This window comes from Arenibacter palladensis, assembly GCF_900129275.1.
GTDB lineage: Bacteria > Bacteroidota > Bacteroidia > Flavobacteriales > Flavobacteriaceae > Arenibacter > Arenibacter palladensis.
Genome location: NZ_FQUX01000001.1, coordinates 551028 through 567910, shown reverse-complemented (window position 1 = coordinate 567910; position 16883 = coordinate 551028). Strand labels below are relative to the sequence as shown.

The window sequence follows — 16883 nt, the reverse complement described above, 5'->3', positions numbered from 1 at the left end:
TTATACCCCTCTAGAAAACAGGACCGTGGTAACGGTTTTAAAAATTATTCTTAGGTCTAAGGTAACGGATTTATTTTTGATGTAGTAAAGATCGTATTCCAGCTTTTTGATCGAATCCTCTAAATTTTCACCGTACTTGTATTTGACTTGGGCCCAACCTGTAATTCCTGGTTTTATCAGGTGTCTAATATTATAGAAGGGAGTAATTTCATTTAGCTGTTTCACAAATATTTTTCTTTCGGGCCTTGGACCAATAAATTGCATATCGCCATTGATGACAGAGATTATCTGCGGTAGTTCATCTATCCTAAACAATCGCAGTATTCTACCAAATGGAGTAATTCTAGCGTCGTTTTTGGTAGCCATTTTGGCTCCGGTTTTTTCAGCATCGACTACCATGGAGCGAAATTTATAAATACTGAATTCCTTACCATGCTGTCCAACTCTTTTTTGGGTATAAAAGAGAGGGCCCCGGTTGAATATTAGATTTAATATAAACACGAATGGAGTAACCAAGGCGAATATAATACCAACAAAAAGGGCAAGGCAAAAATTAACCAAGAAATTAAATATCTTTATTAAATACCTTATTTTTTTATTCTTGAATTGAAGAATTTCATAAAAACTATCGTTGTGCGATTTTATGGGCAATGCTTCATAGGTGTTTTCATAAAAGGAAGTATAAGAAATAACCTCCTTACCCCTTAGCATTGATCGCAAAATTATTTTTTCGAGCTCCTTCGGTAAATTATTATAACTCTTAGTGTTTATAATCCAAGTGTCTATTTTTTCAGCAGCTGATAAAAAATATTTTTTATTGATCAAGGTATTTTGGTCTATAGAAAATGTAAGTTTCACTTTGTAAAAGGTTTCCATATCATTTCCGTTGATGGCAGCCATGTCTTGGCGCAAACTATCATAGGTAGCGTCCTCATAAATATAAATAACGTTTTTGGTTACGGGAATAATTTTAAAAACATTACTAAAAAATAAACGCCAAAGTCCAATTTCTACTGGGGTTAACAATAGAAAAATCAGTAAAGGCCCCCTCCAAAAGCTGATGTCAAAGAAAATCACACAGGACAGGAATACTACAAAGACGTACAAGGATGATATATATACGGATTGTGGCAAAAAGTATCTTCGTTTGGATACTTTTTCAAGATTGTAAAAGTCCAAGATATAGGCTAAAACCAAATAAGAGGTAATTCCAATAGCAAAGACAATGAATTTAAGTTTTAAGGAAATATACTTTTCATCTATGGCGTGATTCACCAATAGATTGAGGGAAGCCAAAATTATTAGGGTATCCCCTATAAGGAGAATAAATTTTCTTTCGACTGAGTTTAATATTGAGGGCTTGGCCATTAATAGTTTGGTTGATATTTAGATTGAAATTAATGTTAAATAAAACATTTATAATCTACAATTTCGGAACAAAGATAATTCAATTATGAAATAACTGTATATCAAACTGTTCTATGTAGGGATATTGTAATTAATTCCCAGTGTTTTATAATGCAAGAAGTAAATTTTTGTAATATGTAAATGTTATTTGCTATTATGCATTGTCTCTAATAATAAGACTAGATTTTGTATTTGTCGAGAAAAATCAAATTTTGTTCTCCCTGCTTCCTCACAGTTATTTAATAATTCTTTATATTCTTGATCTGATAAGTTTGCGGCAACTTCAATATTTTCGGATAGTTTTTTAAAGTCTCCTGGCTCAGAAACAAAACCAAGTTTCTCTTTATCTACAATTTCTGCACCTTCACCACCCCCACAGAAAATTATGGGCACATTTAAAAGTGTTAGTTCAAATATTTTTGAGGGAACAGCGCCATATATTCTACTCTTTAACGGAACAAGGGAATAATCGTATTTCATTAGTGCAATTCTAATTTCATCTGAACTAAGAGATCCCTTATAGTGAATACACTTATCTGAAATACTAATATAATCTTGAATTTCTTTTAACTCGTTTCCTTTGCCATAAATGTGGAATTCAACGCCTAATTTCTTAAAATCAATTGCTTTGCATATATCCAAAATGCCTTGGGCTACACCAAGTAGTCCGGCATATACTATTTTAACCGGGGTGTGTTTATGAATAGATTTTTCTTCTCTTATATTGAGAATAGGGATGTTTCTGTATAAAAAGTTTTGTTTGTCTCCAACTTTATGTTGTACATGATTTAGAATTTCATTGGATTGTCCTAAGATTAAGCAGGCATTCCTATAATTTAATAACTCTATTTTCTCCAATAGGCTATAAAATAGCCCTTTTTTAATTGCTCCAAGCTCCAGAGCAGAAAGAGGCCATAAATCTGAAACGTTTAATACAATTTTGGATGAGGTGAAAATTTTGGCATAGAAGATGGCAAAACATGATACTAACAATGGAGAATTTTGAACAATAATAAAATCGTATTTCTCTTTGTAAAGGTGTGGAATATCGAAAAACATCATAACTCCAAAAGACAACATGGAAATGACTCTTTTTATAGGATTCTTCGAGATGCTATTATAGGTTCTATATCTCCTAACATTAAAGCCTTTTATGTTTTCTTTCTTAAAAAGTCCAGAAGTATACCCGGGAAAAACTTTTCCAGTAGGATAGTTTGGAAAAGCAGTGGAGACGGTTACCTGATGATGTTTGGAGAGTTCCTCTGCCATTTGTGTGATCCTATTGGGAGCTGCTCCAGTTTCTGGATACAAGTAATTACTTACTATGAGTACTTTCATAAAAATGTTATTTGGAATTAAGGCATATATTGGTCTCGAGCCAATTATCAAAGCTAATTGTTAGCATATTAGCCGATTTAAATTTGTTGAACCCCAAAGAGTATTCATAGAGTCCTTTGGAAATTGCCCTTGTATTTTTAAATTTTATTGTAATATTCTCATTTAAAAGATCTACTAGGTTTTCCCCTACGGCTATTTCTTCAATTTGTGGATGAAAGTGTAAAAAGGCCAAATGGCTTAAGCTATTTTTTGCGGTTAGTGAGTCATGAATAACGATGTTTTGATGGCCAACATCAAACTTTCGGGTATGGATGATGCCAAGTTCCTTATAGCCATCATGTGAAGCTTCGATATGGTTGTCTTTTTCAATCAAATTAATAATATGGGCTCTTTTCGCCACGCGGAAAGCATCCCACATTTGTGATTGATCACATTGGTCTACCTCAACAGTATTATGGCTTTTAGTTGCTCTTTGTAGTTTTCTTAATTCATTGTTTTCATATGTTGAAATACCACTGTCAACAATAATGGGCTGACTTTTAAAGTAGAGTTCAAAACTAAATGTATCGGCATGGGCATGTCCACTTTGATAATTGGGGCCAATATTACCAACGTCCACAAAAAGTTCAAATTCGGATTTTTGGAATTTTCTATATCCCGAATCAGAGAGAGGTAATTTTTCCCATTTAAGATTCAATTTGTTGGCATATCCAAAAAGCTCTGATGAGGTTGGGGCTATGTCAAAAGCAGCATCATTGACCATCGGAATATTCCCATTGGAGTAGGTGATTCCACTTAACCAAGAAAGCATACTTTTTGCTTTTTCCTCTAGGAAGTGTAATAGATTATCCTGTTGCCATTTATTTAGGCGAATTAAATTGATGCAGTCCAATAATCGATACAGAATAATCTGATGATACATAGGGGAAAGCTCAAAATGTCCACCATCTTTCAATATCTCCTCATTCAGCTCATCTATAATGATTTTCTTTCCTTTAACATACAAGACTTCGTCTTTGAAATAATAAGAACCAAACAATAATGAAAATCCATTTTCCAATAAGTGATTTCCCAGTAAATGATATTCTAAATTATGTAATAAAGTTTGATAATGATTGTATAAAAATTGATCTATAATATTTTCGGAAATAGAATTTTTGGACAAAAACTTTATCCAATTAATTCCTCGAAGTGAAATAGGATAAGGCTCTAATCCGTCTTTCAGGATGTCTTCGTTTCCTATATAATCCTTTATGAGGGCAATCCCTTCCTGAGTCGTTATGTTGGATTGGTTTAGATAATCAAAGTAATTTAAATTGTACGTCCATAACTTTCCAAAATCGGATTTGTTCCAATCGATATGGTTTTCTTTGAATTTGAAATCAATATTTAAAAAACTAAAGGATTTACCTCCATTATAACTATGATTGTTAAAAAGCTGATCTTGCCATTGTATTGCTTCCAAGTTCTCAGGGAGCTCTTTTTTATAATTTCTTTTAAATAATTTATTTCTGAGTTTGTAATAAACCTGATAATACAATTGTCTTATTTTCAGGCGTTTTACGGTGTTTAGATATAAATTTAATCTATTTCTATCCATTTACCTTTTTTAAGTGATTCTATTGCGGCAAAGGAGGCTTTTGTCGTGTTGACAATTTCATCAAAAGATATTATTGGATAACCTCCATCACGCTGTTGGTCCAGAAGTTCCTTAAATTGGTTATAGTGGCCCTTATCCTGTTTGGATGATTGGTTTCCTCCTTTAAACCCAAATGCTTTTAGTTTACGCCAGTTATCCATTATTAACGTACGTTCCTGGCTATATACCTCCACCCTTTCTTTTGAGTAGGCTTTGCTACCATTTGAGAAATAGTTGATAACCGCATTGGTGCCGTTTTCATATTTTAAAAGAATACTTACATTATCCGTATTCTCTTCTGGGTTTGATCCCATGGAATTCATACAGACCGCTTTTACTGTACTTCCGGATAAATATGAGCAAAGATCAATATAATGGCAAGCCTCTCCAATTATTCTTCCTCCTCCTACTTCCATATCGTGTACCCATACATCCGAGGGTATAAAACCGGCATTCATAGTTGCAATAATATTCAGAGGAGTGTTGTCATTGCCTAGAAGCTTTTTCATCTTCTTGGCGATTGGGGCAAAGCGTCTATTAAATCCAACAGAAACAGAAACATTTTGCGATTTATATTCGTTTATGATTTGGTTTAGTTCATTGTTGTTAAGAGCAAGAGGTTTTTCTACAAATACGCTTTTTCCAGCTTGGAGGGCCTCTATAACCATTGGAGCATGCATATTGTGCTTAGTTGTAATAATTACCAAGTCTACTTCTTCATCTACCAGAATTTCTTTGTAGTCTGTTGTAGATTTAGCGATATTGTGGCGTTTGGCCATTATTGTAGAGGAGAGTCCTCCAGAACTAGCAATATATTTTATATCGGCGTTTAAGTTCTTCAGGTTAGGAAGAAGTGTTGAACTCGTAAAATTACCTGCTCCGATAATTCCAAGCACTCCTTTTTTTCCTTCAAATGACCTAGATGCTATGTTAACAGTAGATCTAGGAGAGGTGGTGCTATCATATTCAAGTATAGAGGCAATTGTTTTGGAATTCCTCATATCACCGTAAATCTGTTCAAAATTATTTATGGCAATACGCTCTGTAATTAAATCTTTTACCTTTAGAACACCTCTATCAATAGCGTTTAAAACGGCTTCGAAGTTTCTTTTCTCCGTCCACCTAACATAGCCAATAGGATAATCGTTGCCTTTTATTTCGTATTCCTCGTCATATCTACCTGGGCCATAGGAACACGAAACCTGAAAGGATATTTCCTTTTCATAGAAATCGGCCCTACTTATATTTAGTCCGATTACTCCAACCAAGACAACCCGCCCCCTTTTGCGGCACATATTTGCCGATTGGGAAATAATCTCGTTACTTTTGTTCGATGCGGTAATTATAACGCCATCCGCACCAATCCCATTGGTATAGGACTCCACAAATTTTACCTGATCCGACCCTTCTCCAGGATTAATGGCGGTGATGCCCTTTTTCTTTGCGATTTCTATTTTTTCCGGATCAAAATCAAACCCAATGACATTACAACCGTTAGCTAATAGTAGTTCTGCAGTAACCAGACCTATAAGACCAAGGCCAACAACTACAATAGTTTCCCCAAATGTAGGGTTTAGAAGTCTTAATCCTTGAAGACCAATCGAACCAATTACGGTAAATGCTGCTTCTTCATCACTTACATTGTCTGGGATCTTAGCAACAAGATTCTTTGGAACTAGTACATATTCTGCATGATTGCCATTAGAGGCTACTCTATCGCCAACATTAAACTCTGTAACGCCACGGCCCACTTTAACAACTTCACCTACATTACAATACCCTAGGGGCAATGGTTGGTTTAACTTATTCAATACAGCATCCATAGTTGGTTTTAGACCATCGGTTTTTACCTTGTTCAAAACCATTTTTACTTTGTCAGGTTGTTGTTGCGCTTTTTGGATAAAGTTAGCTTTTCCAAATTCGACCAACATTCTTTCGGTTCCTAATGATACTAAGGTTTTAGTAGTCTTGATAAGCACTTGTCCAGGTTTTATCATAGGTACTGGTACCTCTTCCAAGATGGTTTCACCATTCTTAAGATCTTGTATTATTTGCTTCATTTTATCTCGATTCTATTAAATTTATATTTTAAGGTTTTTAATAAAACTTTCTTATTAATAACAAGTGTACTAGGGCTAAATTAGAAAACGCTTAACAAAGAGCTGTTAATTATACCCTGTTTTTTGGCTTTTATTCGTTCTTAATTTTGAAATGGGGCATTGCAAAATAGACTTTGCCTTCCATTTTAGGAAACTCCCTTCGTAAATCGATCCTAACTCCGGCAGCAAAACTATTGGAAAAGGTTTTATCATTTAAAGATAAAAACTGCCAAGTTCCTTTTTTAGTAAGATCGTATTCATCTCGAAAAGAAACATTCACTCTGTCCCAGGCATAGGTGTAGGCCTCGTTAATGTTGGAATCTGTTGAAATATAACACCATATTCCGTATGTAAGTGACACTCTGACATCTATTTTTGTACTAAAAACTTCAGGTGCGAGAAAAACACCCCGTTCGTAGTTTGTAAAATTGTCATTAAGGGATATGCTGCATGCATCAGTTACCTTAGGGAGTTGATCTTTATTTGGGAGGTTATTGTAATGAACGTAATTAAATGGTGTGGTCATATAGGTTTTTGGGTCCGTACTATCAAAGGTCTTAAGCTTTGAAAAAAGAAGCATGGCAAATACCAGGCCCAATGTTAAAACAGTACTCGTTTTTAAAACAATATTTTTTAAATTCTTGTTATCCCTATAATTGGAAGTAGGGGAGATATTATCGGATAAAAGCAATATAAAAATCCAAAAAGTCAGAGGAAATACACCCAGGTTTCTCGAAAGAACGGATTCTATTAAGAAGCTAAATCCAAAGACTATTAGTACGGTTTGGACATAAATTCCTTTTTCTTTGGCACCTTGGTAGAATGAATACACAAAACATAAAAAGAGAAAGAATCCAATTAAACCGGATTCCAATATTATTTGTAAATACTGATTATGGACATTTAATTCATTTTGTAGCTCAAACGTATCCCCGTTCTTTTTATATGCATTGAACATTTCATTTTTGGAATCACCCAACCCCGTTCCAAAAACGGGCTGCTCAGATATTATTTTCAATGCATTGTCCCATGTAACCAATCTATTGTCCAATTTACTCAGAGGTTTATTTTTTGATAACAATTCCCAAGTGAGTTTTGTGCGGGGGTGAAAAGATAAAATGGTCAGTCCGGCTAATACGGAAACAAAAAAAACTGCAAAGAATACTCTTTTGTTAATTTTAGGTTTAATGTATTTGTATAATAAGATCAGTACTATCGCTATCATTGAAACCATAAGGATGCGTGAGCCTGAAGAATAAACCATATAAAATGATAATAGCAATATTAATATTTTGGAAATACGCAGTAGTATTTTCTTTTCTAGAACTATTTCTTCAAGTAGAAATGGTGTAATCATTAATATAGAAATACCAATATATAGTCGATGCTCAAAAATGTTCAATAGGTTTATGTTGGTAAATCCTTTTACCAGGGCCACAGCCAGATAATAATCTGTGAATAGCATATATGAGCTATAGATAATGCAAACTGTGACTACCGAAAGTAGCCCATAAAAATAATAGGAAAGTATTTTCCTTAAATTTATAGTCAGTCCATTTCCAAATAAGCCCAATATGCCAATTATTAGTAGAGGGATTTTTTTTTCCACTTGTTTTATTCCGTAGTATAGGTCTTCTGTGTATATCAGGGTAATTATATTCCATAAAACAAACAACAAAAGAAAAACATAAGGTGCTTTTTCTTTTGTTATTTTATTGATGCCCCATCCTTTTTCTATGGTTACTTTTAAAATGGAAATTCCGGTAAATACATAGAATATGAAATTAAATTCTGGATAACAGATGCTGAATGCCCATAGGCAAAAGATGATTTCCTGAATATGACGTAACTTTTGTGTGATAATCCCTCTCAAGATAACAACTGACTTTTGTGAATTTTAAACATTTGGGAATATTGAGACTTAACGGTTGATTTCCAGTAATTCTATTATTTCCCTTTTGCGACGCTCAACAGAAAACAAGTTCACAACTCTATCTCTGGCTTTTAATTGTAAGGAATTATAAGTTTCCGGTTCTGAAAGTAGTTCGGATATTGCACTAGAAATTGTATTGGGATTTGTTTCCTCTAACACATAAGCGGTATCACCCACTACGTTAGGTACTTCGCCAGCTTCACTGGTTACGATGGTGCATCCGCAACTCATTGCCTCTGCGATGGCTACACCAAAGCCTTCATAAATTGAGGGCTGAAGGTATAATTTACATGTAGACAATAGGTTTATTTTCTGGTCTTCGGTTATATCTACCATAACGTTTACATGCTCCGTTAATCCATTTTGATCTATATAATTTTGTAGTTCAGTAACGGCATCACCTCGCCTACCTGCAATTACGAGTTTTAAATTGCTCCCCCTTTTTCTTAAAATAGATAAGGCATCCACGGTTTGATATATACATTTTCTTATCATATTATGTTGTTCCAACCAACTAATGGTAAGCAAAAAATTAGAATCCCGATGGTAATTGGGCTTATAATTACTTACATATACACCATGTGGTATATACTTAATATTAGTCATTTTAAACTTATCCTTAAAGATGTCATATTCTCTTTCGGATACTAAAATATTTTTTGATGCAAACTTCAATGAAAACCATATTAGAGCTTTTTGCCACAGTGGTCTACTGTTAAAATTATTGGGTGATTTAGGGGCGTCGTAATTAAAGGTTCCGGTTATGATTACCCTTTTGCCCAATAGACGGCCAATAATCACGGGAATGAAGGCATATGTCCACCACCAAACAAATATGACGTCGGCCTTATAGTCAATTTGACTCCAGCGTGTTGCAATTACTAAGTTTGAATCAATGGACTTTAGTATATCGATGTCTTGAACATAAAATAAATTATGTTTAAGGGCTGTATGGTCCTCCGTTTTGCAAAAAAATGTTATTTTCAAAAGTTGCTAATTTTGTATTATTTATTCAGTTTATTGTAAAATGACTTGATATCTAAATCAAGGTCCTCATTACTCCTTGCATTCTTGAAAGTACTTAAAGCATTTCTATTGAATAGTTCTAATTTTTCAGGACTCCTCAACAATTCGTTTATTCGAATTCCAAATTCACTTGTATTCTTGTCTTCAATTAGGTATCCATTTTGATTGTTCTGAATAATGTAGGGCATTGAAGAGTTGTTAAAGGCAATGACTGGTAAACCATAGGACATAGCTTCTATAAGTACCATTCCATAGCCTTCATGTAGGGATGGAAAGACAAAAAGACTGGAATTGCTGTAATAGGAATGGAGATCTTGATCGGAAACCCTCCCTCGAAAGAATACTTTTTTCTCTAATTTAAAGCGCTTTAGCATGTCTATTAGGGACAAATAATATTGATCGTTCGGCACATATTTTCCAATTATGTTCAATTCGTATTCTCCTTTAACTTGATTTAGGGCTTCAAGCAATAGATGAATGCCCTTTCTTTTTTCTATGGTCCCTACATAAAGAAGTTTGTTGTGAGTTGTTTTATTTTGTAGACTATTGGTGTTTTTATCAAATCCTATTTCCAAGAGGTGGATTTTAGACTTTTCTAAAAATTGTTCAGAAAGACTTTTAACATATTTACTAGGAATGATAACACAATGAAACAGTTTTAAGAATTTAATTTCCAAAAACTTAATTATCACTCTCTTAATCCCTACTTGGGTTAAAAAATTGTAATGATGATGAATACAAATTAATTTTGTTTTTTTCCCAAGGCATTTCAGAAACAGAACAAAAAAGAACAATCTTGGGTAGAGCCGGCTGTTGGTAATTATTATATTTGCACTCAGAAAAGTTTTTAGTTGAAATAGGTAAATAATGTTGTAGAGTATAGAAATACCGGGGTTCCATGCTAATTTAGTGTCTGTAACAACCTCTGTGTTCGATTCAAACTGTTTTATTGTTTCCATAAAATGAATATCATACTGCTGCCCTCCAGTTGTGGGGTTTACTTCCTTAGGTAATAGAAAAACCGTTTTTTTCATTTATGTTTTATCCTTAGAAATATTAATAATTTGAAATTTCTTGGGTGTTTTTTATTTTGAATTGTTTGGAACGCAGAAAAACAACATATGTTACCCAAAAATAGATATCCGCAGTAATCCATCCTCTATTAATTATCCCATTGCTCTCAAATAGGCAGCGGACTAAAATACCCATGAATAAACCCCAAATTAAATAATAGAAATTTTTATCTGAGGGATCTACTTTTTTTATTCGACGATAATAGCGGAGTCCTATATTAATGATAATAAGTATAAGGACTCCGGCTCCTAAAAGCCCAATTTCTGCTGCTGTTTCAATAAAAACATTGTGCGAACTTTGTATGCCAATATCCAGTATGCTATTTTTTTGCCATTCCCCAATGGGGTAGGTTACTAGGTAATGTGGACCAACATCTTTTAGGTTGCCTAGGCCTATTCCCAAATAAGGATAATCCGCTGCAATGTCCAAACCAATGTTATAAAGTATTTGTCTTGCGGAAAGACCTCTTTCCAATCGTAATGCCGACAAAATCTTATCCTGAAAGAGAAGGAAGCCTAAAATGGTGAACAACAATGAGGAAACGCAAATGATGATGATTTTTTTGGTTAGTTTAAACCTTAGATTGTAAAACAGAACTGATACTGCCAAAGCGAGCATACTTGCCCTGGAACCAGTAAAAACAAGTGCTGTCAAAAAAAGTATAATATAAAGCCAATAGCGCTTTTTGTCTTTTTCCAAATACATTAAAAATGCATAGATAATGGCTATAAACAATACAAACCCAGCGCTGTTTACATTGGAAAATATTCCACCAGCTCTAATCGCACCCTCGTTTTCGACAATAACGGTTCCAAAAAAACGGCTGTAAATTATTGAAATGCTTAAAATTAGTCCACTTAAGACTATTGAACGTATTGTAAGTATATATTTTCTGTAGTCATTCATCCAATCGTACAAAGCAGCGATCACTAAAAAGAATATGAGAATTCGGAGAAAGAAAAAAAGACTGTTGAAAACGTCGTAGGCAAATAGGGCGGAAATTAGGCATATCAGAATATAGAGACTAATTAAGATGACTGGGGTCGTAGTTCTAGAAGTAAACTTCTTTCCAATAAAAAAAACGCCTATTATGAAAAGTGGGAAAACCAGGGAGATAATCTTTCTAATAGGGGAGTCCCAATATCCCGTAACGATGATAATAAAAATAAACACCGGAAAATAATATTTTTGAAATATTGCAGACATTCTCAAATCCATTTTATTTTACCATTTGGGCTTTGTTTTTATATAACAAAATACATAGAACCAGGACATTTACAAGGAAACTTATACTTGTAGAAAGGGAAAGACCCCAATAGAACAGGTTGCCAACAAAATAATGGCTTAAAGCTATTTTTAGTAATATCGCGAGGAATGTACTCGTTAATAGTATCTTTTCTACATGGAAAGCAAAACATATTTTTGCCAGTAAAATATGTATAAAAATAAAAGGTAGTCCAATGGAAAGTGCACTTAGATAACCACTGGTTATAACACTTGCATCCCTTGTAAAGGCTCCCCTTTCAAACATTAATATTATAATTTCTTTCCCAAAAATCATGAAGAAAAGGGTAAACGGGATAGCTACTGTGAAGGCTAAAATTAACCCTTTTTTTAAAAATTTCCATAACACCTCAAAACGTTTTTCCTGTACATACAAGGTTATTTTAGGAAAGAAAACTGTTCCAAATGTTAGCCCCAAGATCGTTACGGGTAAATTATTCAGAATACCGGCATAATACATGGAGGAGACATGTCCACTGGGTAATTGTTGTATAAATGATCGATCGATAAGAGTGTAGCTCTGGCCCAGGAATTCTATCAATATAATTATTACATATGAAGATAAGTCCAGATGGTTTGGTTGCAATGCAGGCTTTAAAAAAACCAAGTTCTTTTTCTGGGTCAAATCCCACACAAAAACTCCTATTTGTAGTATGGCTCCAACCAATAAGCCGTATGCAAAGGAATATACTCCATGTTCCTCATATAGGAACATTACGAAAAAAATGACAGAAAAATGTATTAGCAAAGGTGTAAAAGCGGGTAAAACAAATCGCTCCTTGGCGTTGTAAACTGCCTTTAAAATATTGAACAGAGAACTAAAAAAAACGAAAAACGAAAATATTATGGTTAAATTGGATACTAGTTGAATATGGTCAATAAATTCTGAAGTGGGAAAATATTTTATATATACCGTAAAAAAGATGTTGTATATAATTAGAATGGCAATCAGAAATATAATGTAAGGCCAAAAAAATTGTTTTGAGAAAACGGTATAAAAATTTGAGTTGGATTTCTCCCTTAGATCAAGTCGTGGAATAACAATATGTGGTATGGCATATAATAGAAGGCTAATTATCATATTGGGCACAACAAAAACGGTCAGTAAAATATCGAATTCATTGGATACACCAAATTTGGATGCAATGACAATCTCCCTTAAAAAACCTACTAATTTACTTAATAAAGTAGCAATCAATAAAATGCCAAAACTTCTTTTCCATGATTGCTTCATTATTTTCCAATATTCGTTGTAGTTCTTCCTAATTGGTTACCCCGCAAAAATCCAATATCACTTGATCTTGGTTGAATTCTAGAGTTTTAAACTCCTTATGGGCCACTAAAAAAACAATAATATCAGCTTTTTTTGCGGCATCCTCAAAAGGGGTGAGCTTAAATACCTTGTGTTCAACAATATTGGGTTCTACTATAAAATATTCTTCGTTATTGGCATTTTGCAATACCTTTTGGACAATATATTTTGCAGGTGATTCACGTAAGTCGTCAATGTTCGGTTTAAATGCCAATCCCATAAGGGCTATACTGGGCTTTCTGCCATGCTGCAGTTCAAATTGCAATTTGGCAGTTTGAACTTTTTCTGCACACCAAAAAGATTTGTAATTGTTTATTTCCCGGGCCTTACCTATAATTTGCGATTCCATGGGGTATTCCGCAACAATGAAATAAGGGTCTACGGCAATACAGTGCCCACCTACTCCACAACCAGGCTGTAAAATATTAACTCTTGGGTGTTTATTTGCTAGTGCAATTAATTCCCATACATTGATATCTGCCTTATCACAGATTAAGGACAATTCGTTAGCAAACGCAATTTGTACATCACGGGAAGAATTTTCAACCAATTTGCACATTTCGGCAGTTCGGGCATTTGCCTTGTGCAATTCACCTTTTATGAATTGTTTATAAAAGGCAGTTGCTTTATCTGTAGAGGCTTGGTTGACCCCTCCTATTACCCTGTCATTATGAACTAGTTCGTACATCACATTACCCGGCAGAACACGTTCTGGGCAATAAGCGATATTCAATTTTCCTTCTAATTCAGGGCGATTGTCATAAATAAGGCCCATCATTTTTTCGGTAGTTCCTACAGGTGAGGTAGACTCTATTATATAGAGGTCATCTTCTTTTAATAACGGAAGAACAGCCCTTGTTGCAGCTTCTACAAAAGAGATATCCGGTTCATTTTTGGCTTTAAATGGTGTAGGTACGACTATTAGGTAGGTATTGGCTTCTACAGGTGAAGTGGCGGCTTTAAGAAAGCCTTCGGCTACAGCATTGGCTACAGCCTCGTCCAATTCCGGTTCAATAATATGAATTTTACCAGCATTAATGGTTTCCACCACCTTGGGATTAACATCCACACCATGGACATATGTTTTATTTTGTGCTATTAACGCGGCAGTAGGAAGCCCAATATAGCCCAAGCCTATCATTACTACTTCTGGTTTGTTCATATTGAATGGAATTATTTCAGTTGAATGTGCTTTCTTTTCGAATATATAATTCTAATGTTTAATGCGGTATAGTGAGCGTGAAAAGCATAAGAATAATTATTATTTTTTATTGTTGCTCAGGCATTTATCTCCAATATATGATTTATTACCCTGCTACAAGCATTCCCATCTCCATAAGGGTTATGTAGTTTCCCCATTCGCTCATACTCCTGAGGGTCATTTAATAGTTTGTAAGTTTCAGAAACAATTTTCTCTTGGTTGGTACCTACAAGTACTACGGTACCCGCATTTACGGCTTCGGGACGCTCTGTTGTGTCGCGCATTACCAAAACGGGTTTTCCTAGACTAGGTGCTTCTTCCTGTACACCACCACTATCCGTAATGATTAGATAAGACTTCTCCATAAGCCAAACAAAAGCAGGGTAGGAAAGTGGAGCAATAAGCGAAATATTGGGGATATCCGCGAGTAACTCATATACGGGCTTCTGTACATTTGGGTTAAGATGCACTGGATATACAATTTGTGTTTCTGGATGGACTAAGGCTATCCGCTTTAGTGCGCCACATATATTAATAAAACCCTGACCATGATTTTCCCTTCTGTGTCCTGTCACCAATATTAACTTTTTATCTGGATAGATAAGTGACTTTAATTGAGATACTTCATTATCTTCAAATTCTTGACTATTCACTTTATTTACACTGAATAATAGGGCATCAATAACCGTATTTCCCGTAATGATGATGCTTTCTTCCTTTTTATTCTCCCGTAATAAATTATTCTTAGAAGTAGTCGTTGGAGCAAAATGTATGTTGCTCACTACTCCTGTTACACTTCTGTTCATCTCTTCGGGGAAAGGGGATTGCATATTAAAGGTTCTTAGGCCAGCTTCAATATGGCACACTTGTGCACCAAAATAAAAAGAAGCTAAGCTTGCGGCCATAGTTGTTGTGGTATCCCCATGGACATATACGTATTTCGGCTGAAACTCCTCCAATACTGGTTTAAGATTAGTAATAATGTCAGCGGTAAGTGAGTAAAGATTTTGATTTGGCTTCATTAAATTCAAATCAAAATCAGGTTCGATTTCGAAAAAATCCAATACCTGATCTAACATTTCCCTATGTTGGGCAGTAATGCAGACTTTAGTTTCAAAATTATCAGGAAATTTAAGAAATTCTTTTACTAGGGGTGCCATCTTTATGGCTTCTGGCCGAGTACCAAAAATTATTAGGTTTTTTATTTTCATTTTGAGAGTCAATTATACGTCACTTAATTCGTAATACACTAAATTTCGGCCTTATGGCAAAACTACGATAATTATTGTCCTTCACAATGTTTGTTGTATTTTTCAAATCGTTTTCTTTCAAAATGTTTTGTGCAAAACCGTACCAGCTCATAACTTGTCCGTCCGTAAAATGGTAAATGCCATACTCCTGATTTTCAGTTAATATATGCTTCAATAGATATTTGGCAAGGTTTGCAGCATTAGTTGGACAACCAATTTGTTCATCTGTAATTCGCAACACTTCCCCCTTCTTTGCCTTTTTCAATATGGTCTTATAAAAGTTGTTGCCATGTTTTTTATGATACAACCAAGAAGTACGGACAATAAAATACTTATCCAATATTTCCTGTATGTACTTTTCCCCCTCCCATTTAGATTTTCCATACATGTTGATGGGGTTGGGTTGGTCATCAACCGTATATGGCGATCCTTTTTCCCCATCAAAGACATAATCGGTGGATATGTGAATGAAGGTAACATTTTTAAGCTTGCAAGCCAAAGCTAAGTTTTTAACGCCTTCTGCATTCACTTTAAAGGCCATTTCCGAGCTTTTCTCTGCTTCATCAACTTTGGTGTAAGCTGCACAATTAATACAATAGTGAAAACCGCCTGTTGAGAAAATTTTGTTGACCTTATCCTTATCTGTAATGTTTAATTCAGTGGAATTTTTAAAAACGAAATCCATGTCTGGATATTCTGAAGCCAAATCCTGAAGGCTTAAACCTAATTGTCCAGCTGCCCCAGCAACCAATATCCGTTTTAAATTTTGCGATCCTTCCATAACGGCAATTTTAGATCTTTTGCGGAAAGGATCATTTTGGCTTCATTAAATTCCCATTCAATATCCAAATCCGGGTCATTAAACAAAATTCCTGCTTCGGATTGTGGATGATAATATTCATCACACTTATAAGCAAAAATGACCTCTTTGGTCAAGGCAAGGAAACCATGTGCCATACCCTTTGGTATAAAAATGGATTTATGATTTTCGGACGATAGCTTTAATTTGAAATGCGCTCCAAAGGTAGTACTCTGCTTCCTTAGGTCCACAACCACGTCCAATACTTCTCCTTTTAACACCTGCACTAATTTTGCTTGGGAATGTTCCCCAGTTTGATAGTGCAAGCCCCTCAACACTCCTTTTTTGGAAATGGAGATATTGTCTTGAACAAAATTGATCTTCTCACCAATATATTCCTCCAATTTCTTTTGGTGGTAGGACTCAAAGAACAAGCCCCTTTTGTCTTGGTGAACCAAAGGTTCCAAAACATAACATCCTTGCAATAAAGTGCTTGTAATTTTCACGATTAAACTTAGGGC

General features: G+C 34.7%; 13 protein-coding genes. All 13 read right to left on the bottom strand.

Annotation, left to right across the window (positions count from 1 at the left end):
* Positions 1-1368, bottom strand: a complete 1368-nt coding sequence (locus BUA60_RS02240) for a sugar transferase (RefSeq protein WP_072860109.1) — start codon at positions 1366-1368, stop codon at positions 1-3.
* A gap of 183 nt (positions 1369-1551) precedes the next feature.
* Positions 1552-2745 (bottom strand): glycosyltransferase family 4 protein, encoded by a 1194-nt coding sequence (locus BUA60_RS02235; RefSeq protein WP_072860108.1) that lies wholly within the window; start codon positions 2743-2745, stop codon positions 1552-1554.
* Positions 2746-2752: 7 nt separating this feature from the next.
* Positions 2753-4345 carry an alginate lyase family protein gene (locus tag BUA60_RS02230; RefSeq protein ID WP_072860107.1) on the bottom strand — a complete coding sequence of 531 codons (1593 nt, stop codon included), beginning with the start codon at positions 4343-4345 and terminating at the stop codon, positions 2753-2755.
* A complete protein-coding gene (locus tag BUA60_RS02225) occupies positions 4327-6444 on the bottom strand; it encodes a bi-domain-containing oxidoreductase (RefSeq protein WP_072860106.1) in 2118 nt (705 codons plus the stop codon). Before BUA60_RS02225 ends, BUA60_RS02230 begins: the two co-directional genes overlap by 19 nt.
* Before the next feature lie 130 nt (positions 6445-6574).
* Positions 6575-7948, bottom strand: a complete 1374-nt coding sequence (locus BUA60_RS02220; RefSeq protein WP_143153107.1) for an O-antigen ligase family protein — start codon at positions 7946-7948, stop codon at positions 6575-6577.
* 456 nt (positions 7949-8404) lie between these two features.
* Positions 8405-9403 carry a glycosyltransferase family 4 protein gene (locus BUA60_RS02215; RefSeq protein ID WP_072860104.1) on the bottom strand — a complete coding sequence of 333 codons (999 nt, stop codon included), beginning with the start codon at positions 9401-9403 and terminating at the stop codon, positions 8405-8407.
* A gap of 17 nt (positions 9404-9420) precedes the next feature.
* A complete protein-coding gene (locus tag BUA60_RS23480) occupies positions 9421-10401 on the bottom strand; it encodes a glycosyltransferase family 4 protein (RefSeq protein ID WP_394333316.1) in 981 nt (326 codons plus the stop codon).
* A 97-nt stretch (positions 10402-10498) separates the two neighbouring features.
* Positions 10499-11722: an O-antigen ligase family protein gene (locus BUA60_RS02205; RefSeq protein ID WP_178346951.1), complete on the bottom strand. Its 1224-nt coding sequence runs from the start codon at positions 11720-11722 to the stop codon at positions 10499-10501.
* 13 nt (positions 11723-11735) lie between these two features.
* The gene (locus BUA60_RS02200; RefSeq protein WP_072860101.1) at positions 11736-13034 is read right to left on the bottom strand and encodes a lipid II flippase MurJ; all 1299 of its coding nucleotides are present in this window, start codon (positions 13032-13034) and stop codon (positions 11736-11738) included.
* Between the two features lie 28 nt (positions 13035-13062).
* Positions 13063-14274, bottom strand: a complete 1212-nt coding sequence (gene wecC, locus BUA60_RS02195; RefSeq protein ID WP_072860100.1) for a UDP-N-acetyl-D-mannosamine dehydrogenase — start codon at positions 14272-14274, stop codon at positions 13063-13065.
* Between the two features lie 116 nt (positions 14275-14390).
* Positions 14391-15524: a non-hydrolyzing UDP-N-acetylglucosamine 2-epimerase gene (wecB, locus tag BUA60_RS02190; RefSeq protein WP_072860099.1), complete on the bottom strand. Its 1134-nt coding sequence runs from the start codon at positions 15522-15524 to the stop codon at positions 14391-14393.
* Between the two features lie 19 nt (positions 15525-15543).
* Entirely contained in the window at positions 15544-16344 is an 801-nt protein-coding gene (rfbD, locus tag BUA60_RS02185) for a dTDP-4-dehydrorhamnose reductase (RefSeq protein ID WP_072860098.1), read from the bottom strand.
* Positions 16323-16868, bottom strand: a complete 546-nt coding sequence (gene rfbC, locus BUA60_RS02180) for a dTDP-4-dehydrorhamnose 3,5-epimerase (protein WP_072860097.1) — start codon at positions 16866-16868, stop codon at positions 16323-16325. The genes rfbD and rfbC overlap by 22 nt, the downstream gene beginning before the upstream one ends.
* Between the last annotated feature and the right edge of the window lie 15 nt (positions 16869-16883).